The sequence below is a fragment of the Streptomyces sp. NPDC086554 genome, from assembly GCF_040686095.1.
In the GTDB taxonomy this organism is placed as follows: Bacteria; Actinomycetota; Actinomycetes; order Streptomycetales; family Streptomycetaceae; genus Streptomyces.
In genome coordinates, this window is the sequence record NZ_JBFBJK010000018.1 from 104,802 (window position 1) to 124,022 (window position 19,221).

The following is a 19,221-nucleotide window of genomic DNA, read 5'->3' on the forward strand; positions in this document are numbered from 1 at the left end:
CTTCACTGCCCTGCCGCGAGGCGCGTCGTGGCCACCGCCCGTACCGCGCCGCCGAGAGTAAAATTGGCGAGTGGGTTACCCGACTCCTGTGTGCGAAGGGTGTGGAGAAGGGCGGTAGCCATGACCGACGACGCTGCGGAACCGCTCGTTTCGCCGGTCAATTCCCACAATGAGTGGGACCCGCTGGAGGAAGTCATCGTCGGGCGCCTCGACGGCGCGACAATCCCCTCCAGCCATCCGAAGATGCTGGTCGAGCCTGCGCAGGAAGAGCTCGATCAGTTCATCGGTCTCCTGCGCTCGCTCGGAATCACGGTCACCCGCCCCGAGCCGGTCGTCCACAAGCAGGACTTCCGCACGCCCGACTGGTCGTCGCACGGCTTCTATTTCGAGACCCACTCCTACCGCGCGATCCTCAAGGACTATTTCCGGCGCGGGGCACGCTGGACGGCGGTGCCGAAACCGCAGCTCACCGACGCGCTGTTCCAGGCGGATTTCTCGTTCCCGGTGTTCGACGCGGCGGATTTTGTGCGTGCGGGACGCGACATCTTCGTCACGCGGAGCAATGTCACGAACCGGATGGGAATCTCCTGGCTGCGCCGCCATCTCGCACCCCGAAAGGTGCTTGTCAATCCCGAATACATCGACGTCGACCACCTGCCCGACGTCCTGAACTCATGGGACGTCCTCATCGCCCCCGAGCCCACCATCAAGTGACGGGACCATCAGGGGAAGCCATGAACCCGCAGCGCCCGACCACCGACGAGTCGTACTGGATGGCGACCACGCCCGGTACCCACTATCCGCCCCTCGACGCGGATCTGGCCGCGGACGTCGCGGTCATCGGTGGTGGTATCGCCGGGCTGTGCGCCGCCTGGGACCTCGTCCGCTCGGGCCTCGGCGTGGTCGTCCTGGAGGCGGACCGGATCGCCGCCGGAGTCAGCGGCGCCACGACGGCCAAGGTGACCGCCGCGCACGGTCTGATGTACGCGCGTCTTGAGGCGGAGCGAGGCGCCGACGCGGCCTGGCTCTACGCACATTCCCAGCAGGACGCCGTGGAGCGCACCGCCGCCCTCTGCGACGAGCTGCACATCGACGCGGACCTGGAACGGGCCCCCGCCTTCACCTACGTACGGGACTCCGCACGCGTCGCCGAGATCGAGCAGGAGGCCGCGGCGGCACGGCGGGCCGGGCTCGACGCGTCCTTCGTCACCGACACGGAACTCCCCTTCGACATCTCCGGGGCGGTCCGCGTCGACGGCCAACTGCAGTTCCATCCCCGCAAGTTCCTGCTCGCGTTGGCCGAGAACATCACCAGGACAGGGGGACGCGTCTTCGAGCGCACCCGGGTCACCGGCCTGCACGACGGCCACGTCTGCCGACTGACCACCGAGAGCGGAGCCACCGTCCAGGCGAGCGACACGGTCATCGCCACGCACTACCCCGTCTTCGACCACAGCCTGCTCTTCACCCTGCTCACACCCCGACGTGAGCTGGTCATCGCGGCACCGGTGCCGGCGGACGCGGCGCCCACGGGCATGTACATCACCCCGGAGGACCGGATCCGGTCGCTGCGCAGCGCACCGTACGACGAAGGGCGACGGCTGCTCATCGTGACCGGCGAATCGTTCGAACCGGGTGCGGCCGACGTCCGCGGACGGTTCGCCCGCCTCGAGGCCTGGGCGAGCGAGGCCGTGCCGCCTTTCGCGGAGGCGGACACCGCCTATCGCTGGGCGGCGCAGGACAACGACTCCGTCGACCATGTGCCCTACGTCGGCCACGCCCACCCCGGCACCCAGCACATGTTCGTCGCCACCGGCTTCGGCGGCTGGGGCATGAGCAACGGCGTCATGGCCGGCCGGCTGCTCACCGCCCACATCGCGGGCGGGCCCCGGCCCGCCTGGACGGAGCTGTACGACCCGCGTCGGCTGCCGCCGGTCCGCGCCACCGGTGAACTGGCCGCCCACCAGGCGGCCGTGGCCAAGCACTTCATCGGCGACCGACTGCACACCAGCCACGTCGACGCGGTGACCGACATCCCGCCCGGCAGCGGGGCTGTCGTCCGCCTGGACGGCCACCGGTGCGCCGTCTACCGGGACGAGACCGGGCAGGTCAGCGCGGTCGCCGCGCGCTGCACCCACCTCGGATGCTTGGTGCAATTCAACAACGCCGAACGAGCGTGGGAATGCCCCTGCCACGGATCCCGGTTCGCGACGGACGGCTCCGTCCTGCACGGCCCGGCCACTCGCCCGCTGGAAGCGCGCGAGACCCCGGATCAAGAGTCCTGACCGGTCCGTGCGGCACCGACTGATCGCCGCCGCCGCTGCCGCACGAGCGTTCACGGTCGCGTCGCGCGCTCCAGGTCCAGGATCACCGAGTAGTAGTGACGGCCCGTCGCGTGATCCATGCCGACCTCGCACATGCGGTTCGCCGAGAGGTGCGCGTCGAAGTCCCGTGCGGTGACCTCGGCCGCCTCCTTGCGGGTCGCCGACTCCGTCAGCTCCTTGTGCAGCATGCCGCGGTCGCCCGCGAAGGCGCAGCACCCGGCGTCGTCCGGGACGACCACCTCGTCCGCGCAGGCTTCGGCCAAGGTCCGCAGCTGTGCCTCGTTGCCGAGGTGGCTCATGGAACAGGTGGGGTGCAGCACGGCGGAGCCGACCGTGCGGTACACGGTCAGGTGGGGGAGCAGCTCGTCGGCGGCCCAGACGAGGGAGTCGACGACGGTCAGCTCGCGGTGCAACTGCCGGTTGTCGTCGGTGAGATAGGGCACCACCTCGTGCGCGATGCCGAGCGTGCAGGACGAGGCGTCCACGACCAGCGGCAGCCGGCCGCCCGCCGTCCAGCCCCAGGCGGCCTCGACGATGCGGTTGGCCATGACGGCGTTGCCCGCGTCGTACCCCTTCGAGTGCCAGATCGTCGCGCAGCACGTCCCGGCGACATCGTCCGGAATCCAGACCGGCCTGCCCGCGCGCGTGGATACGGCGACCAGCGCCTCGGGCAGCGAGCGGTCACCGGGGCTGCCGAAGATGCGGTTGACGCACGCCGGGTAGTAGACGGCGCTCGCGCCCACGCGCGTGGTGTACGGCAGCCTGCGGGCGGCCGCTCCGGGGATGACCGGCAGCCACTCGGGGATCAGATCGGGGCGTACGGCCTTGCGCGCGGCCCGCGTCACCGTGGTCAGGAGCCGGTCGCTGATCCGGTCGGCGGCGGCCACGGCAAGACGGGCGGAGGCCTCGACCGCCTTGAAGTTCTTGGCGGCGAGCGCGGCGGCCCGCTCCTCGCGCGGGGAGTGCCGCGCGTGCCGGAATTCCTTCATCAGAGCGCCCGTGTCGATGCCGACCGGGCAGGCGAGCTTGCAGGTCGAGTCCCCTGCGCAGGTGTCCACGGCGTCGTAGCCGTACGCGTCGACCAGGCTGTCCTCGACCGGTGAACCGGGCGCCTGGCGCATCATCTCGCGGCGCAGCACGATCCGTTGGCGCGGTGTCGTGGTCAAGTCCTCGCTGGGGCAGGTCGGTTCGCAGAAGCCGCACTCGATGCACGGGTCCGCGATCAGCTCCACCTTGGGGATCGTCTTCAGACCCCGGAGATGTGCCTTCGGGTCGCGGTCCAGGACGATGCGCGGTGCGAGCACCCCGTCGGGGTCGATGACCCGCTTCGTGCGCCACATCAACTCCGTGGCCCTGGCGCCCCATTCGAGCTCGAGGAAGGGCGCGATGTTGCGCCCCGTCGCGTGCTCGGCCTTCAGCGAACCGTCGAAGCGCTCGACGGTCAGCCTGCAGAAGGCGTCCATGAACGCGGCATAGCGCTCCACGTCCGACGGCTTTCCCGCGTCGAAGGCGAGCAGGAAGTGCAGATTGCCGTGCGCGGCGTGCCCAGCCACGGCCGCGTCGAACCCGTGCCGCGTCTGGAGGTCGAGGAGAGCCTCGCAGGCGTCCGCGAGCCGCGAGGGCGGCACCGCGAAGTCCTCGGTGATGAGCGTCGTCCCGGACGGGCGCGATCCGCCGACCGCCGTCACGAACGCCTTGCGCGCCTTCCAGTAGCCCCCGATCGTCTTCGCGTCGCGGGTGAACGCGTTCGTCACCGAGGCGACCGGCGCGACCAGTTCGAGCCCCTCGACGACCTCGGAGGCGGCCGCCTCGTACGCCTCCTGGCGCGCCTCGTCCGGTGCGCGGAACTCCACCAGGAGCGCGGCCGTCGACTTCGGCAGCTGCCCCCAGTCGGCCGGCACCCCCGCGACACTGGTCGACGCGCGCAGCGTGTTGCCGTCCATCAGCTCGACGGCCAGCGCGCCCGCCTCGTTGAACAGCGGGACCGCCGCGGCGGCGGCCGGCAAGGACGGGAAGAAGAGCAGGCCCGTGGTCACCCGGCGGTCCAGCGGAAGCGTGTCGAAGACGACCTCGGAGATGAAGCCGAAGGTGCCCTCGGAGCCCACCATCAGACCCCGCAGGATCTCGACTGGCGTCGCGCCGTCCAGGAAGGCGTCCAGGCGGTAGCCGTTCGTGTTCTTGATCTCGTACTTGGCGCGGATGCGGGCGGTGAGCTTCGGGTCCGCCTCGATCTCGCGCTTGATCGCCAACAGGCCATCGCAGAGGGCGGGTTCGGCATGTGCCAACTGCTCATCGGCGTCCGGCTCCGCCGTGTCGACGACCGTGCCCGTCGGCAGGACGAAGGTGAGCGAGGCGACCGTGCGGTACGAGTTGCGGGTTGTGCCCGCCGTCATCCCGGAGGCGTTGTTCGCGACGACCCCGCCGATCGTGCACGCGATCGCGCTCGCCGGGTCGGGGCCGAGGACGCGTCCGTGCCGGGCGAGCGTGGCGTTGGCCCGCACGACCGTCGTCCCCGGGCCGAGCCGTACCCGCTCCCCGTCGCCGATGACCTCGACGCCCGCCCAGTGCCGGCGCACGTCGACCAGGATGTCCTCGCCCTGTGCCTGGCCGTTGAGCGAGGTGCCCGCCGCGCGGAACACGACCTCGCGGCTCCTGCCGTGTGCGTACGACAGGACGGCGGAGACGTCGTCGATGTCCTCCGCGACGACCACCACCTGCGGCACGAAGCGGTAGGGGCTCGCGTCGGACGCGTACCGCACCAGGTCGGAGATGCCCGTCAGGACCTTGTCGGCGCCGAGCAGCGCGGACAGCTCCGAGCGCAGCGGCTCCGGAGTGCCCGTGGCCCGCCGGTCCGGCACCCGGTCGGGGGCCGGGCCCTCCGTGCGCGATGTGGGGCGCAGGGCCTGCGGCTTGGGCTCCAGCAGCGGCATGGGCTCTCCTCGGCGGTGTGAGAGACGATTTCAGCGGCGGCGGACGTCCGGCACATCGAACAGCGCGTTCAGCAGGACGCCGAGCTGCGCGCGCTGCTCGGCGTCCAATGGAGCCAGGATGTCCTCTGCGGCGGCCCGGCGCGCGGTGCGCAGTTCCCTGAGCGCACCGCGTCCGGCGTCGGTGAGCTCGATGCGGATCACCCGGCGGTTGGTGGGATCGGGCACGCGGCGGACGTGATCACTCGCCTCCAGGCCGTCCACCAGGCTCGTCACCGCGCGCGGGACCACTTCGAGGCGCTGGGCGAGGTCGGCCATGCGGGGCGGCGTCTCGCAGTGCGCGAGGGTGCGCAGCAGACGGGACTGGGCCGGGGTGATGCCGATCGGCACCAGATGGCGCTTCTGGATGCGGTGCAGCCTGCGGGTCAGCCGCAGCAGCTGTTCGGCGAGCAGGCCGTCGGCGTCCGGGGTGTTCATGCGGGGAACATTATCAGGACCTTGTGCATTGTGAGTATAGGTAACAGTGAGCTATGCTCCATCAGTCATCGTCGGCTCGTGGACCGTCCGTCATGGGCGGCCCGCGAGCCGACGGCCGCCTCACCTCCCGTAGGAGCCCATGCCTCACGACGAACCCCGGTGGACCCCACAGCCGCCCCTCGCACCAGGTCAGGAGGAGCAGCCGCGGCAGATCCGCCGCATCCTGCGCCTCTTCCGCCCCTACCGCGGCCGCCTCGCGGTCGTCGGCCTCCTGGTCGGCGCCGCCTCCCTGGTCTCGGTCGCCACCCCCTTCCTGCTGAAGGAAATCCTCGACACCGCCATCCCGCAGGGACGGACGGGCCTGCTGAGCCTGCTCGCCCTCGGCATGATCCTCAGCGCGGTCGTCACCAGCGTCTTCGGCGTCCTGCAGACGCTGATCAGCACGACGGTCGGCCAGCGCGTCATGCACGACCTGCGCACCGCCGTCTACGGCCGGCTGCAGAGCATGTCGCTCGCCTTCTTCACCAGGACGCGCACCGGTGAGGTCCAGTCCCGCATCGCCAGCGACATCGGCGGCATGCAGGCGACGGTCACCTCCACCGCCACGTCCCTGGTCTCGAACCTCACCAGCGTCGTCGCCACCATCGTCGCGATGCTCGCCCTCGACTGGCGCCTCACCGTCGTCTCGCTGCTCCTGCTGCCCGTGTTCGTGTGGATCAGCCGCCGCGTCGGCCGCGAGCGCAAGAAGATCGCCACGCAGCGCCAGAAGCAGATGGCCGCGATGGCCGCCACGGTCACCGAGTCGCTCTCCGTCAGCGGCATCCTGCTCGGCCGCACCATGGGCCGCGCCGACTCGCTCACCAAGTCCTTCGCCGACGAGTCCGAGCAACTGGTCGACCTCGAGGTCCGGTCGAACATGGCGGGGCGCTGGCGCATGGCCGTCATCACGATCGTCATGGCCGCCATGCCCGCCGTCATCTACTGGACCGCGGGCCTCGCCTTCCAGCTCGGCGGCCCGACGGTCTCGATCGGCACGCTCGTCGCCTTCGTCTCGCTCCAGCAGGGCCTGTTCCGGCCCACCGTGAGCCTGCTCTCCACCGGCGTACAGATCCAGACCTCGCTCGCGCTCTTCCAGCGCATCTTCGAGTATCTGGACCTGCCCATCGACATCACCGAGCCGGAGCGCCCCGTGCGCCTCGACAAGATCAAGGGCGAGGTCCGCTTCGAGGGCGTCGAGTTCCGTTATGACGCGGACGGAGACACGGAGGAGAACCGCAGCCGTCCGATCCTCGACGGCATCGACATCACCGTCCCCGCGGGCGGCAGCCTGGCCGTCGTCGGCCCCACCGGCTCCGGGAAATCGACGCTCAGCTATCTCGTGCCACGGCTGTACGACGTGACGGGCGGCCGCGTCACGATCGACGGCGTCGACGTACGCGACCTGGACTTCGACACGCTGGCCCGCGCGGTCGGCGTCGTCTCCCAGGAGACGTACCTCTTCCACGCCTCGGTCGCCGAGAACCTGCGCTTCGCCAAGCCCGACGCCACCGACGAGGAACTGATCACGGCCGCCCGCGCCGCCCAGATCCACGACCACATCGCGTCCCTGCCCGATGCGTACGACACCGTCGTCGGCGAGCGCGGCCACCGCTTCTCCGGAGGCGAGAAGCAGCGCCTCGCCATCGCCCGTACGATCCTGCGCGACCCGCCCGTGCTCATCCTGGACGAGGCCACCAGCGCCCTGGACACCCACACCGAGCACGCCGTGCAGGAAGCCATCGACGCGCTGTCCGCCGATCGGACGACGCTCACCATCGCCCACCGGCTCTCCACGGTCCGCGGCGCCGACCAGATCGTCGTCCTCGACGCGGGCAGGACCGCCGAGCGCGGCAGCCACGAGGAGCTCCTGGAGCGGGACGGCCGTTACGCCGCCCTGGTCCGCAGAGACGCCCAACTGGAGCCAGCGACATGAACATATGCGCTGAATGTCCTTATCTGCGGGATACCGTGCCCGCATGCTGCAGACCAAGACTCCGCGCCGGGGCGCGATTCGACTGACGCGTCGGGGCTGGACCGCCCTGATCGTGACCGGAGCCGTCGTGGCCGCCACCGCCGTGGCGGTGCCGCTGCTGATCCCGGACGACAAACCACGCCCCGAGTCGCTGACCATCCCCGAGGGCTGGCGCTCGGCCCAGGTGTACGGCGCCATCGACAAGGCCCTGGGGGTGCCGTCCGGCACCACGAAGAAGGCCCTGCCGAAGGCCGACCTCAGGCTCCCCGGTGACGCGGGCGGCAACCCGGAGGGGTATCTCTTCCCGGCGACCTATCCGATCAGTTCCCAGTCGACTCCGGCGTCCGTCCTGTCGTACATGGTGAACACGGCGACCAAGAGGTTCAACGGCGGCCAGGTCACGGCGGGTGCCGACCGGAACGCGGTGAACGTCTACCAGACCGTCACCATCGCGAGCCTGATCGAGGCCGAGGCCGGTTCCAAGGCGGACATGGGGAAGGTGGCCCGGGTCATCTACAACCGCCTCGACCAGGGCATGCCCCTGCAGCTGGACTCGACGATCAACTACGCACTGAACCGGTCGACGCTGGACACCCGCGACACCGACACAAAGATGAACAGCCCGTACAACACCTACGCGCGCATGGGTCTGCCGCCCACCCCGATCGGCAACCCCGGCGAGGAGGCCGTGCGTGCGGCGACGAGCCCGCCACAGGGCGACTGGCTGTACTTCGTGACGGTGAAGCCGGGCGACACGCGCTTCACGTCGAGCTTCGAGGAGCAGCAGAAGAACGTGGCGGAGTTCAACAAGATCAAGAATTCCGCCAGTTAGCGAACCGAGGGCGGCGCGGTCCTCAACTACGCGGAGTGGGAGGACATGCCGGCCTGGGAGCGCTTCGCCGAGGGCGACGGTTCGGGCGAGCTGCGCACCCTGGTCGGCGCCTGGACGGCGTCACACCGCGACCGGCACCCCGTCGAGCAGCCGCCGGATGTCCCGCACGGCCGCACGCCCCGCGCGGTTCGCGCCGATGGTGCTGGCCGACGGCCCGTACCCCACCAGATGGACGCGGGGGTCGGCGACGGCCCGGGTGCCCTCGAGGCGGATGCCGCCCCCCGCCTCGCGCAGCCGCAGCGGCGCCAAGTGCTCGATCGCCGCGCGGAATCCGGTGGCCCAGAGAATCACGTCGGCGTCGACCCGCCGCCCGTCGTCCCACTCGACGCCGCTCGGCGTGATGCGGTCGAACATCGGCAGCCGGTCGAGCACCCCGTCGGCCCGCGCCTGCCGGATGGCGTCGTTGACGGGCAGTCCGGTCACGGACACCACGCTCTGCGGCGCGAGCCCCTGCCGTACCCGCTCCTCGACCATGGCGACGGCCGAGCGCCCCCAGTTCTCGTCGAACGGTCCCTCGCGGAAGACGGGCTCCCGCCGAGTGACCCAGGTGGTCTCGGCGGCGTACGGAGCGATCTCCATCAGATGCTGGGTGCCGGACGCCCCGCCGCCCACGACGATCACCCGCTGCCCCTTGAAGGACTCGGGCCCCGGATAGACGGCCGTGTGCAACTGCCGCCCGCGGAAGGTGTCCTGGCCCGGGTAGCGCGGCCAGAACGGCCGGTCCCAGGTGCCCGTGGCGTTGATCAGTGTGCGCGTCGCCCAGGTCCCGGCCGAGGTCTCGACGAGCAGCCGCCCGTCGTCACTCTCGCGCACCTGGTGTACGTCGACGGGGCGGCGCACCCGCAGGTCGAAGCGCCGCTCGTAGGCGTCGAAGTACTCGCGGATGACATGCGACGAGGGGCGCGCCGGGTCGGCGTCCGTCAGTTCCATGCCGGGGAGCGAGTGCATGCCGTGCACTTTCCCGTACGTGAGCGAAGGCCAGCGGAACTGCCATGCGCCGCCGGGCCGTGGCGAGTGGTCCAGGACGACGAAGTCCCGGTCCGGCTCGAAGCCGACCCTGCGCAGATGATGGGCGCTGGAAAGACCCGCCTGCCCGGCGCCGATGACGACTGCGTCCACCTCTTGTGCCGCCTGCTGTGCGGCCGCGTCCCGCGCCCCGATGTCGTTCACGTTTCTACTAACTCCATCGGGGCCCGGGATCTTCCCGCGCTGCGCACCCGTCCGTCGGCGGCCTGGGGAGACCAGGTCAGCGGCCTCCGGCGACCAACAGCGGCGCGCCGCCCGGAGCCGAGGCCGGACGTCCGTTCGTCGCGGGGACCCCGGCCAGCTGCGAGGCCGGGATGCGCGGCAGCAGCCCACGCGCCGCAAGGTCGGGGATCACGCCCTCCCCGAACCAGTACGCCTCCTCCAGGTGCGGGTAGCCCGACAGGACGAAGTGCTCGATGCCGAGCGCGTGGTACTCCTCGATCCGGTCCGCCACATCGGCGTGACTGCCCACCAGCGCCGTGCCCGCGCCGCCCCGCACGAGGCCGACCCCGGCCCACAGATTGGGCGAGATCTCCAGGTCGTCGCGGGAACCGCCGTGCAGCGCGAGCATCCGCTGCTGGCCCACGGACTCGCTGCGGCCGAGCGCCTGCTGCGCTGCGGCGACGGTGTCCGGGTCGAGATCGTCGAGCAGCCGGTTCGCCGTGGCCCACGCCTCGGCGGCGGAGTCGCGGGAGATCGTGTGCAGCCGGATCCCGAAACGGACCGTGCGCCCCTGCTCCTCCGCGAGCCCCGCAATCCAGTCGATCTTCTGCTTGACCTGCTCCGGCGGCTCGCCCCACGTCAGATACACATCCGTGTGCCGCGCCGCGACAGGCCCGGCCGCCGCCGACGAACCACCGAAGAAGATCTCCGGCAGCGGGTCCGGCGGCAGCGCGGTGAGGCCGCCCTCCACCTGGTAGTGCTCGCCGTCGAAGTCGAAGGGCCGCCCGCTCCAGACTCCCCGGACGATCGAGAGGAACTCATCGGTACGGGCGTACCGGCGATCGTGGTCGAGATGATCGCCGAAGCGCCGCTGCTCGGTGGAGTCGCCGCCCGTGACGACGTTCAGGAGCAGCCGTCCCCGAGTGATGCGCTGATACGTGGCCGCCATCTGCGCGGCGAGCACGGGGGAGATGACACCGGGCCTGAACGCCACAAGGAACTTCAGCCGCTCCGTGTGCTGGGCGAGCGCGACCGTCGTCAGCCAGGCGTCCTCGCACCACGTTCCGGTCGGGGTGAGCACGGCCTCGAAGCCCAACTGCTCGGCCGCCTTGGCGATCTGGATCAGATAGTCGATGTCGGGAGCCCGCACCCCGCTGACCGGAGTGACGCGGGAGCGCTTGACGCCGCCGTCGGTGTAGGCGTGCCGGTCGACGAGAGTACGCCCGTCGCCGCCGGTCGGCAGGAACCAGTTGAGGTGGACAGTCATGATCAGGACTCCTTGCCGTAGGTGCGCGGCTTGCTGGTGGAGGGCGGCAGGTCGCCGTTGAAGCGGGTGTCGACGAAGTCGCCGAAGTCGATGCGGCGCGGAATCAGCTTCAGGTCGGTGAAGGTGTCCGCGATCTCCTGCTCGGAGGCGATCACGTTCTTGTCCACGGCCACCGGGACCCGGGTGCCGTTGCTGCGCTTGACCGCGTCGAGCGCGACCTCGTACGGAAGGCCGGTGTCCTTCGCCCAGACCTTCGCCCATGCCTCCGGGTGGTCGTAGACCCAGTCCTGCGCCTTGCGCAGCCGCTTCAGGTAGTCGGCGACCGCCGCGGACTTCTTCTTGTCCTTGAGCGCGCCGGGCGCGGCCACCTGGAAGTTGAGGCCGTTCACCACCCCGTCGCCGTCGGTCAGGACGCGGCCCTTCTTCCCTTGCAGAACCTGCGAGGTGTACGGGTCCCAGACCGCCCACGCGTCCACCTTGCCGCTGGTGAACGCGGCCAGCGCGTCGGCCGGCTGCAGATACTTGACCTCGACGTCCTTGAAGGCGAGCCCCGCCTTCTTCAGGGACGCGATCAACTGGAAGTGCGCCGACGACCCCTGCGCCACGGCCACGGACTTGCCCTTGAGATCCTGCGGCTTCTTCAGGGGCGAGTCGTTCGGGACGAGAATCGCCTCGCCCGCCGCCGTGCCGTGGCTCGCGGCCACCACGGAGATCTTCGAGTCCGCGCCCGCCGCGAAGACGGGCGGCGTGTTGCCGACGGCACCGATGTCGACGGCCTTGGCGTTGACGGCCTCCAGGAGCGGCGGCCCTGAGGTGAAGGTCGACCAGCGGATCTTGTACTTCAGGTCGTCGAGCTCCCCGGCCGCGCGCAGCACGGCCTCCGAACCACCCTTCTGGTCACCGACGTTGAGGGTGAGCGAGCCCTGCCCGTCGGTGCCGCCGCCCGCGCCGCCCGCCGATGTACCGGCGGACGAGGTGCCGGAGCAGGCGGCGAGCAGCAGGGCAAGGGGGAGGAGCAGGGTGGGGGCGGCGATGCGTCGTCGCATGGTGAGTCCGTTCGGTGTGTTCGTGCTGTTCAGGGGGGATCGGTGGCGGTTCACGCCGCGGCGGCGGGTTCCGCGTGGGCGGGTGCGTCGACGCCCAAGCGCTGAAGGAGTTCGGCGCGCAGCTCGGCGAAGCGGGGATCGGAAATGCCGCGAGGCCGGTCCAGAACGATTTCCGTCTCGTACGCAATGACCCCCTCGTCCATGACGAGCACCCGGTCGGCGAGGAGCACCGCTTCCTCGACGTCGTGCGTGACAAGGAGCACGGCGCACCCGCGCCGCTGCCACAGCTCGTCGACGAGCCGCTGGGCCTTGATGCGGGTGAGGGCGTCGAGCGCGCCGAACGGCTCGTCGAGCAGCAGCAGATCGGGCTCGCGCACCAGCGCACGGGCCAGCGACGCACGCTGGGCCTCACCACCGGAGAGCGTCTTGGGCCAGGCGTTCGTACGGTGCTTGAGCCCGACCTCCTCCAACGCCTGCTCGGCAACGCTCCGTTGGGGCTTGCCCTTCAGCCCTAGCAGCACATTCCGCCACACGCGCTTCCACGGCATGAGGCGCGGCGCCTGGAACGCGACGGCCTTGCGACGCGGCACGAGGACCGTCCCCCGGATGTCCCGGTCGAGCCCGGCAAGAATGCGCAACAGGGTCGACTTGCCGCAGCCGCTGCGCCCGAGCAGCGCCACGAACTCACCCGGCTTCACGTCGAGTTCGAGCTGATCGATGACGGCACGCCCGTCGAAGGAGCGGGTAAGACCTTCGACGCGTACGGCCGAAGTGGTCTTGGCGGCAGGGGTGGTTGGGGCCGTGGCGGCGGTGGGGGTCACCGGCCGGTGAACGTCGGTCGCCATTGCAGGAGCAGCCTTTCGAGGGTGCGGACGATGAAGTCGGCGATGAGGCCGAGGAAGGCGTAGACGATCAGGCAGACCACGATCACGTCGGTCCGCAGGAAGTCACGCGCCTGGACCATCAGGAAGCCGATCCCCGAGTCCGCGTTGATCTGCTCGGCGAAGACGAGAGCGAGCCAGGCGATGCCGAGCGAGTACCGCAGCCCCGTCATCGCCCCCGGCAGCGCGCCCGGCAGGATCACATGCCGCACGAGCCCCCACCGCGAGAGCCCCAGCGACTCCCCGGCCTCGATGAGCTGCGAGTCGACCCCGCGAATCCCGGCGTACACATTCAGATACAGCGGGAACGAGACACCCAGCGTGATGATGGCGACCTTGGGCGCCTCACCGATGCCGAACCAGATGATGAACAGCGGGATGAGCCCGACGAACGGCACGGTGCGCAGCATCTGCACGCTCGCGTCGACGAGATCCTCGCCGATGCGGAAGAGCCCCGAGACGAGCGCGAGCGAGGTCCCCACGACGGCACCGAGCAGCAGCCCGATCGCGACGCGCTGCAGGGACACTCCCATGGCGGAGGTCAGCGACCCGTCCCCGATGAGATCACCGGCGACGCCGGCGATGGTCCCCGGCGATGCGAGGACGTCTTTGGTCAACACCCCTGTGGAACTGAGGAGTTGCCACAGGGCGAGCAGCGTGAGCGGGCCGGAGGTGCGACGTAGCCAGCGGGGGACGCGGGTGCGGCGAGTGGATGAGGGAACGATGGGGACGACTTCCGATGTTCCTGAAATGTCGGACAGGGAATCCGGCGGGGCATGGCTGATGCTCATGGGTGCTCCACGGCAGGAGGGAGGGATGCCCGATGGCCCGATGCCCGAAAGGCCTACGCGAGGGGCGGTGAAATCAACCGCGCGCAAGCGGCAGGGCAGAGAGGGCGGAGAGGGCAGAGGCAGGCGCGGCAGGGAAGCGCGAAGAGAGGAATTCGGGCTGAGGGAACGTCAGCAGCCGAGGCGACACGCAGCAGAAGCCACCCGCAGCAGGTCGATATGACCGCGCGTGGTGAGCAGAGCTGAACGCAACATGCCGCAGAACGTAGCGAGATCGTCCACGTACGGTCAACGCCGTCTCGAAAGGCGGACGCCACGTATCAGTGAATGGGAGTGGCGTGAGGGAGGATGGCCCCATGCCCGATGCTTTCACCACCCATGTCCTGAACATCACCACCGGCTCGGCCGAGACGGTCTTCGACCTCACCGGCGACTGCGAGCGGTTCCTGCGCGTGGCGGCAGCGGGCCGCGACGGCCTCCTCAATATCTTCGTCCCCCATGCGACGGCCGGCATCGCCATCCTGGAAACGGGCGCGGGCAGCGACAACGACCTCCTGGCCGCCCTGCACACCCTGCTCCCGGCCGACGACCGCTGGCAGCACCGCCACGGCAGCCCCGGCCACGGCCGCGACCATGTCCTTCCGGCCCTGGTGGCGCCGCACGCGACGTTGCCCGTGATCGGGGGGCAGCTGGAGCTGGGGACGTGGCAGTCGGTGTGTCTGGTGGACACGAACCGGGACAACCCCGACCGTCAGGTGCGGCTCAGCTTCCTGGGCTGATCTGGACCGCTCCCGGGGAGCCGCTGAGTACTGACTTTCCGTCAGGCGCCTTGCTGCGTACTGCTCCGGATGGACGCGGATCTCCCTCTTGCCGGTGATGCCGCCCAAGCGCTCGCTGGCAGTGCGGGGTATTTTGTCATCGTTTTTACCGATTACATCCCCCGTCTTGCGCTCTGTGAGGAGGCGGCGGGACCTACAGCGTGTAGGGGTGAAAGGTAGGCGATGGTCAAGACCTTGAACGTCCCGCTCGTCGAAGCGGAGCGCCACGGCCCGATGCCGGCCGTCCGTACTGCGCGACGCACCGGAGGCCAGGGGTGGTCGGCGGCCGTGGCGGTCGGCTTCGTGCTGGCCCAACTGGCCCTCGTACGGCCCGGAATGGGCCTCGGCTGGGACGAGGCGGTGTACGTCAGCCAGGTCAGTGGCCATGCCCCGGCAGCGTTCTTCAGCGCACCCCGCGCCCGCGGCATCTCATTCCTTGCCGCGCCGATCGCCTCATGGTCGTCGTCCACCGAACTCCTGCGGGTCTATCTCGCCCTGCTGTCCGGGCTCGGCCTGTTCCTGGCGCTGCGCGCCTGGCGCGGGCTGTTTCCCGCACGGGTGCTGGCCTTCGCCGGTGCCCTGTTCGCCACGCTCTGGGTGACCGTCTTCTACGGCCCGGAGGTCATGCCCAACTACTGGGTCGCGATCGGCGCCCTGACGGGTGTCGGCTGCCTTCTGCGGGCCCAGGCGGACCGCTCCGACCGGGCCGCGCTGTGGGGCCTGGGCGCGAGCGCGGCGCTGCTGGCGTGGATGCGGCCCACCGACGCCGTCTGGGTGACCCTTCCCCTCTTCGCTCTGCTGATCTGCGTCCGCCGATGGCGGCGGCCACGACCGCTGGCGGCGCTCGTCGCGGGGCTGGCCACCGGTGCCGTCGGGTGGATCGTCGAGGCGTACGTCAGTTTCGGCGGACTGAGCGCGCGGCTCGCCGACGCGTCCCGGATCCAGGGCGGTCTCGGCTGGAACATCGCCATCGGTGATCAGCTGCGCAGTCTGCGCGGCCAGACGCTGTGCCGACCGTGCACCGGCTCGATTCCGGCCCCGGAGCTGATCGCGTGGTGGTTCGCCCTGCCGTTGCTCGCCGCACTCGGCCTGGTGATCGCGCTCAGGTCCCGGCGCATGGCACGCACGCTTCTGCCGTTGGCCTGCGCCACGACGGCGAGCATCCCGTACCTGTTCATGATCGGATACGCCGCGCCGCGCTTCCTGCTGCCCTTCTACGCGCTGCTCGCCATCCCGGTCGCCGACGCCCTCACCCACCTGGTCACCACCTCGCGCCGCGCATGGAGGCCGGTGGCCGCGACGCTGGTGGCGCTCGCCCTGGCCGGGCATCTGGCCGTGCAGTACGCGGTGTTGGAGGACGCCGTGGACCGCTCCACCGCCTCCCGCCGCGACTGGGCCCGCACGGCATCCGAACTCCACCGTCTCGGCGTACGGCCACCGTGCTTGCTGTCCGGGCCCGAGGCTCTCCCGATCGCCTTCTACGCCGGGTGCGCATCCGCCCAGACGGACGGCCACAACGCCAACACCACCCGGGCGGACATCCTGCGGACGGCACGGCACACACCGACGGCCGCGCTCGCGACGGCGAATGACGAGCCGCAGGACTACGCCGACGGCTGGTCGTCCCACCCTTTCGGCGACCTGCGCATCCATGTGAGCCCCGCGGTACGTGCACACGTCCCCACCGACCACATGGCCGCCCACGGCAACGGCACCGGCAGCTGACCGAGGAGTCCGTCGTCGCCCACTCCTGTGCCCCGTACTTCAGGGAGTTGCCCACTCCCGAGTGACCGGTGCCGTCTGGGCCGCCTCGCGGTGCTCCGCGGCCGCCGCCGGATCCGTCCCGTCGAGCACGGTCGCGATGCCCTCGTGAGCCAGCGCCGCCTCGTGCCCGTAGCCAAGGCCCGGGGCGAGCTCCAGTGCCTGTCGGTGCAGGCGCAGGGCTTCATCGGGAAGGCCCGCGAGCCGGCAGGTCTCGGCATAGCCGTTCAGGAAGCGGACCTACGGCCAGACCCTGGAGCTGGTGCACCTGCGGGTCAGCCAGATCAACGGCTGCAGCGCCTGCGTGGACGGCGGCGCGAAGACGGCCCGCAAGGCCGGCGTGAGCGACGAGCGGCTTGCCACGGTCGCCGCCTGGCGCGAGGCCCCGTACTTCACCGAGCCCGAGCGGGCCGCGCTCGCCCTTGCCGAGGCCGCGACACGGCTCGCCGACCGTCCCGACGCGGTGAACGACGAGGTCTGGGACGCGGCCGCCACGCACTTCGACGAGCAGCAGCCGGCGTCCCTGGTCCTCATGATCGGCGTAACCAACCTCTTCAACCGGCTCAACGCCGCGACCCGCCAGATCGCCGGTGCGTGGGGCTGACGGCAGCCTCGGCTCTGTCATCACCCGGCCACCAGCCCACCAGGGCAGCCCGCAGGGAGGAGCCGCCACGACGGCTCCTCCCGCCCCCCTGACCCAGCAGCCACGCACCGTGAGGAACCCGCCATGAAGTCCACCCGGAGCCCCGCCACGAGCACCACCGCGACCGCCGAGAAGTTCGACGGATCCACGGAGGGGGAACGCGGCGCGATGAAGGCACGCGCCCAGGAACTGAAGACGTCCGCGCGCCGCGCATCGCGCGCCGACAAGGCGGCGGAGGACGAGGCCGCCGTGCTCGCGAAGATCGCCGAGAGACGGGAATCGGACCGGGTCATGGCCGAACGCATCCACGCCGTGATCAAGGAGAGCGTGCCGGCCCTGGCGTCGAAGCGCAGAAGTTCAACGCGAGGTACGCGACGTTCGGCTTCAGCGGCAAGGCGAACCTCGACGACGGCACCATGTGGCCGGCCTCCTTCGCGCTGAAGGAGCTGACGGCCGAGGACGCGGAGAGGGTCGGAGAGCTGGTGAAGAGGGCGGTGAGCTGAGGTTCAGGTGGCGGGCTGCGCGAGGAAGACGCGTTCCAGCAGGGTGTGCAGGGTGTCCCGCTCCTGGTCGGTGAGGCGGTCCAGGCCCTCCTGCGTGGCCTGCATCTTGGCGCGGATCGCGTCCGTGGCGCGTTCGCCCTCCGTGGTGAGGACGACGTTCTTGACGCGGCGGTCGGAGGGGCTGGGTTCGCGGCGGACGAGGCCGCGCTTCTCCAGGCGGTCGATGATGCCGGTCATGTTCGATGCGTCGCAGGTCAGGGTGTCGGCCAGGGAGCGCATCGCCGCCGGGCCGCGGCGCAGGACGGTGAGGGCCTTGCCCTGGCTGGCCGTGAGGTTCTCGCTCGCCGCCGCGAGCGTGAAGTCGCCGTAGTAGGCGCCGAGCGACAGCGAGAGCAGCTCCATGAGCTGGGCCGTGTCGGTGCGGGGAGAGCCTGTCATGAGGGTCACTTTACCTCGGGAAACTTGACGATCTTAAATATCGGCGTTTACCGTCTAGACGTTGCTTGAGTTTATCAAGCATCTAAGTTGTCAAGTTTCCACGAGGAGCACCACCGTGACCGTCACTACGTCCTCGGCCTCCCGCGCGGCCGAGATCCTGTCCCGGCCCGTCGCGCTGAACGGCTTGACCGTCCCGAACCGGATCGCGATGGCGCCGATGACGCGCATGTTCTCCCCGGGCGGCGTTCCGGGCGATGACGTGCGGTCGTACTACGCCCGCCGCGCCGCCGCGGGCGTAGGCCTGATCGTCACCGAGGGGACGTACGTCGGTCACGAGTCGGCCGGGCAGAGTGACCGTGTGCCGCGGTTCCACGGTGAGGAGCAGCTTGCGGGGTGGGCGAAGGTCGCCGAGGACGTCCACGCGGCGGGCGGCACGATCGTCCCGCAGTTGTGGCACATCGGCATGGTGCGCAAGCAGGGTGACGCGCCCTACCCTGACGCGCCCGCCGTCGGCCCCTCCGGTATCCGTATGGATGGCACCGAGGGCAGCGGCAAGGCGATGACCCGGAGCGACCTGGATGACGTCATCGGTGCCTTCGCCGAGGCCGCAGCGGCCGCCGAGCGCATCGGCTTCGACGGCGTCGAGCTGCACGGCGCCCACGGCTATCTCCTCGACCAGTTCCTGTGGGCCGGGACGAACCGCCGTACCGATGCCTACGGCGGCGACGCCGTGGCCCGCACGAAGTTCGCGGCGGAGATCGTAGCGGCGGTCCGCGCGACCGTCTCGCCCGAGTTCCCGGTGATCTTCCGCTACTCGCAGTGGAAGCAGGAGGCCTACGACGCGAGGCTCGCCGAGACCCCGGAAGAGCTGGAGGCGATCCTGGCCCCACTCGCCGCGGCCGGCGTCGACGCCTTCCACGCCTCCACCCGCCGCTACTGGCTCCCGGAGTTCGAGGACTCGGACCTGAACTTGGCGGGCTGGACCAAGAAGCTCACCGGCAGGCCCACCATCACCGTCGGCTCGGTCGGCCTCGACGGCGACTTCATCCGCGCGTTCGCGGGCGAGGGTGCCCCGGTCGGCAGCATCGACAACCTCCTCGACCGCCTGGAGCGCGACGAGTTCGACATGGTCGCCGTCGGCCGCGCCCTGCTCCAGGACCCGGAGTGGGCGGCGAAGGTCCTGGGGGACCGGACCGCGGAGCTGAAGCCGTACGACGCGGCGGCGCTGAAGACGCTGAGCTAGCACGGCAGTTACGG

At 70.4% G+C, this 19,221-nt stretch carries 15 protein-coding genes and 3 pseudogenes; 9 read left to right on the forward strand and 9 right to left on the reverse strand.

The window, feature by feature from the left end:
• Window positions 1-120: 120 nt before the first annotated feature.
• Window positions 121-702: pseudogene (locus AB0O76_RS27840) on the forward strand (amidinotransferase); the annotation flags it as partial.
• Between the two features lie 32 nt (window positions 703-734).
• On the forward strand, window positions 735-2,285 hold the full coding sequence (locus AB0O76_RS27845) for an FAD-dependent oxidoreductase (protein ID WP_365496529.1): 1,551 nt from the start codon (window positions 735-737) through the stop codon (window positions 2,283-2,285).
• A 50-nt stretch (window positions 2,286-2,335) separates the two neighbouring features.
• Here the strand turns inward: AB0O76_RS27845 and AB0O76_RS27850 are convergent, their stop codons facing one another.
• Together AB0O76_RS27850 and AB0O76_RS27855 are read right to left on the reverse strand one after the other, a co-directional pair.
• The gene (locus AB0O76_RS27850) at window positions 2,336-5,254 is read right to left on the reverse strand and encodes an FAD-binding and (Fe-S)-binding domain-containing protein (RefSeq protein ID WP_365496531.1); all 2,919 of its coding nucleotides are present in this window, start codon (window positions 5,252-5,254) and stop codon (window positions 2,336-2,338) included.
• A gap of 30 nt (window positions 5,255-5,284) precedes the next feature.
• Window positions 5,285-5,728, reverse strand: coding sequence for a MarR family transcriptional regulator (locus AB0O76_RS27855; RefSeq protein ID WP_365496533.1), 444 nt, complete (start codon window positions 5,726-5,728; stop codon window positions 5,285-5,287).
• 139 nt (window positions 5,729-5,867) lie between these two features.
• Between AB0O76_RS27855 and AB0O76_RS27860 the strand changes: the two genes are divergently transcribed.
• Both AB0O76_RS27860 and mltG read left to right on the forward strand, forming a co-directional pair.
• Window positions 5,868-7,700 (forward strand): ABC transporter ATP-binding protein, encoded by a 1,833-nt coding sequence (locus AB0O76_RS27860; protein WP_365496535.1) that lies wholly within the window; start codon window positions 5,868-5,870, stop codon window positions 7,698-7,700.
• Window positions 7,701-7,746: 46 nt separating this feature from the next.
• Window positions 7,747-8,571 carry an endolytic transglycosylase MltG gene (gene mltG / locus AB0O76_RS27865; protein ID WP_365496733.1) on the forward strand — a complete coding sequence of 275 codons (825 nt, stop codon included), beginning with the start codon at window positions 7,747-7,749 and terminating at the stop codon, window positions 8,569-8,571.
• Between the two features lie 120 nt (window positions 8,572-8,691).
• Here mltG and AB0O76_RS27870 read toward each other — a convergent pair whose 3' ends face one another.
• The 6 genes from AB0O76_RS27870 to AB0O76_RS27895 all read right to left on the reverse strand — a co-directional run bounded on the left by AB0O76_RS27870 (window position 8,692) and on the right by AB0O76_RS27895 (window position 14,056).
• Complete coding sequence (locus AB0O76_RS27870; RefSeq protein ID WP_365496537.1) at window positions 8,692-9,801, reverse strand: NAD(P)-binding domain-containing protein; 1,110 nt, start codon at window positions 9,799-9,801, stop codon at window positions 8,692-8,694.
• A 76-nt stretch (window positions 9,802-9,877) separates the two neighbouring features.
• Window positions 9,878-11,086 (reverse strand): LLM class flavin-dependent oxidoreductase, encoded by a 1,209-nt coding sequence (locus AB0O76_RS27875; RefSeq protein ID WP_365496539.1) that lies wholly within the window; start codon window positions 11,084-11,086, stop codon window positions 9,878-9,880.
• Between the two features lie 2 nt (window positions 11,087-11,088).
• The gene (locus AB0O76_RS27880) at window positions 11,089-12,132 is read right to left on the reverse strand and encodes an ABC transporter substrate-binding protein (RefSeq protein ID WP_365496541.1); all 1,044 of its coding nucleotides are present in this window, start codon (window positions 12,130-12,132) and stop codon (window positions 11,089-11,091) included.
• Window positions 12,133-12,182: 50 nt separating this feature from the next.
• The gene (locus tag AB0O76_RS27885) at window positions 12,183-12,977 is read right to left on the reverse strand and encodes an ABC transporter ATP-binding protein (protein ID WP_365496543.1); all 795 of its coding nucleotides are present in this window, start codon (window positions 12,975-12,977) and stop codon (window positions 12,183-12,185) included.
• Window positions 12,950-13,804, reverse strand: coding sequence for an ABC transporter permease (locus tag AB0O76_RS27890; protein ID WP_365496545.1), 855 nt, complete (start codon window positions 13,802-13,804; stop codon window positions 12,950-12,952). The genes AB0O76_RS27885 and AB0O76_RS27890 overlap by 28 nt, the downstream gene beginning before the upstream one ends.
• A 168-nt stretch (window positions 13,805-13,972) precedes the next feature.
• Window positions 13,973-14,056: a putative leader peptide gene (locus AB0O76_RS27895; RefSeq protein ID WP_365496735.1), complete on the reverse strand. Its 84-nt coding sequence runs from the start codon at window positions 14,054-14,056 to the stop codon at window positions 13,973-13,975.
• Window positions 14,057-14,157: 101 nt separating this feature from the next.
• Between AB0O76_RS27895 and AB0O76_RS27900 the strand changes: the two genes are divergently transcribed.
• From AB0O76_RS27900 to AB0O76_RS27915, 4 genes and pseudogenes are all read left to right on the forward strand, one after another.
• The gene (locus AB0O76_RS27900) at window positions 14,158-14,580 is read left to right on the forward strand and encodes a YjbQ family protein (RefSeq protein ID WP_365496547.1); all 423 of its coding nucleotides are present in this window, start codon (window positions 14,158-14,160) and stop codon (window positions 14,578-14,580) included.
• A 273-nt stretch (window positions 14,581-14,853) separates the two neighbouring features.
• Window positions 14,854-16,344 carry a hypothetical protein gene (locus AB0O76_RS27905; protein WP_365496737.1) on the forward strand — a complete coding sequence of 497 codons (1,491 nt, stop codon included), beginning with the start codon at window positions 14,854-14,856 and terminating at the stop codon, window positions 16,342-16,344.
• Window positions 16,345-16,627: 283 nt separating this feature from the next.
• A pseudogene (locus AB0O76_RS27910) lies at window positions 16,628-16,984 on the forward strand (carboxymuconolactone decarboxylase family protein); the annotation flags it as partial.
• Window positions 16,985-17,191: 207 nt separating this feature from the next.
• Window positions 17,192-17,526 (forward strand): annotated as a pseudogene (locus AB0O76_RS27915) (hypothetical protein).
• A gap of 3 nt (window positions 17,527-17,529) precedes the next feature.
• On the opposite strand, the gene AB0O76_RS27920 reads toward AB0O76_RS27915, so the two are convergent.
• Window positions 17,530-17,964, reverse strand: a complete 435-nt coding sequence (locus tag AB0O76_RS27920) for a MarR family transcriptional regulator (protein WP_365496549.1) — start codon at window positions 17,962-17,964, stop codon at window positions 17,530-17,532.
• Between the two features lie 115 nt (window positions 17,965-18,079).
• On the opposite strand from AB0O76_RS27920, the gene AB0O76_RS27925 reads away from it, so the two are divergent.
• The gene (locus AB0O76_RS27925; protein WP_365496551.1) at window positions 18,080-19,207 is read left to right on the forward strand and encodes an NADH:flavin oxidoreductase; all 1,128 of its coding nucleotides are present in this window, start codon (window positions 18,080-18,082) and stop codon (window positions 19,205-19,207) included.
• Window positions 19,208-19,221 lie beyond the last annotated feature (14 nt).

Coding starts and splice junctions, on each gene's coding strand:
- AB0O76_RS27845 (WP_365496529.1), top strand. CDS start 735: ATGAACCCGCAGCGCCCGACCACCGACGAGTCGTACTGGATGGCGACC.
- AB0O76_RS27850 (WP_365496531.1), bottom strand. CDS start 5,254: ATGCCGCTGCTGGAGCCCAAGCCGCAGGCCCTGCGCCCCACATCGCGC.
- AB0O76_RS27855 (WP_365496533.1), bottom strand. CDS start 5,728: ATGAACACCCCGGACGCCGACGGCCTGCTCGCCGAACAGCTGCTGCGG.
- AB0O76_RS27860 (WP_365496535.1), top strand. CDS start 5,868: ATGCCTCACGACGAACCCCGGTGGACCCCACAGCCGCCCCTCGCACCA.
- AB0O76_RS27875 (WP_365496539.1), bottom strand. CDS start 11,086: ATGACTGTCCACCTCAACTGGTTCCTGCCGACCGGCGGCGACGGGCGT.
- AB0O76_RS27880 (WP_365496541.1), bottom strand. CDS start 12,132: ATGCGACGACGCATCGCCGCCCCCACCCTGCTCCTCCCCCTTGCCCTG.
- AB0O76_RS27885 (WP_365496543.1), bottom strand. CDS start 12,977: ATGGCGACCGACGTTCACCGGCCGGTGACCCCCACCGCCGCCACGGCC.
- AB0O76_RS27890 (WP_365496545.1), bottom strand. CDS start 13,804: ATGAGCATCAGCCATGCCCCGCCGGATTCCCTGTCCGACATTTCAGGA.
- AB0O76_RS27895 (WP_365496735.1), bottom strand. CDS start 14,056: ATGTTGCGTTCAGCTCTGCTCACCACGCGCGGTCATATCGACCTGCTG.
- AB0O76_RS27900 (WP_365496547.1), top strand. CDS start 14,158: ATGCCCGATGCTTTCACCACCCATGTCCTGAACATCACCACCGGCTCG.
- AB0O76_RS27905 (WP_365496737.1), top strand. CDS start 14,854: ATGCCGGCCGTCCGTACTGCGCGACGCACCGGAGGCCAGGGGTGGTCG.
- AB0O76_RS27920 (WP_365496549.1), bottom strand. CDS start 17,964: ATGACAGGCTCTCCCCGCACCGACACGGCCCAGCTCATGGAGCTGCTC.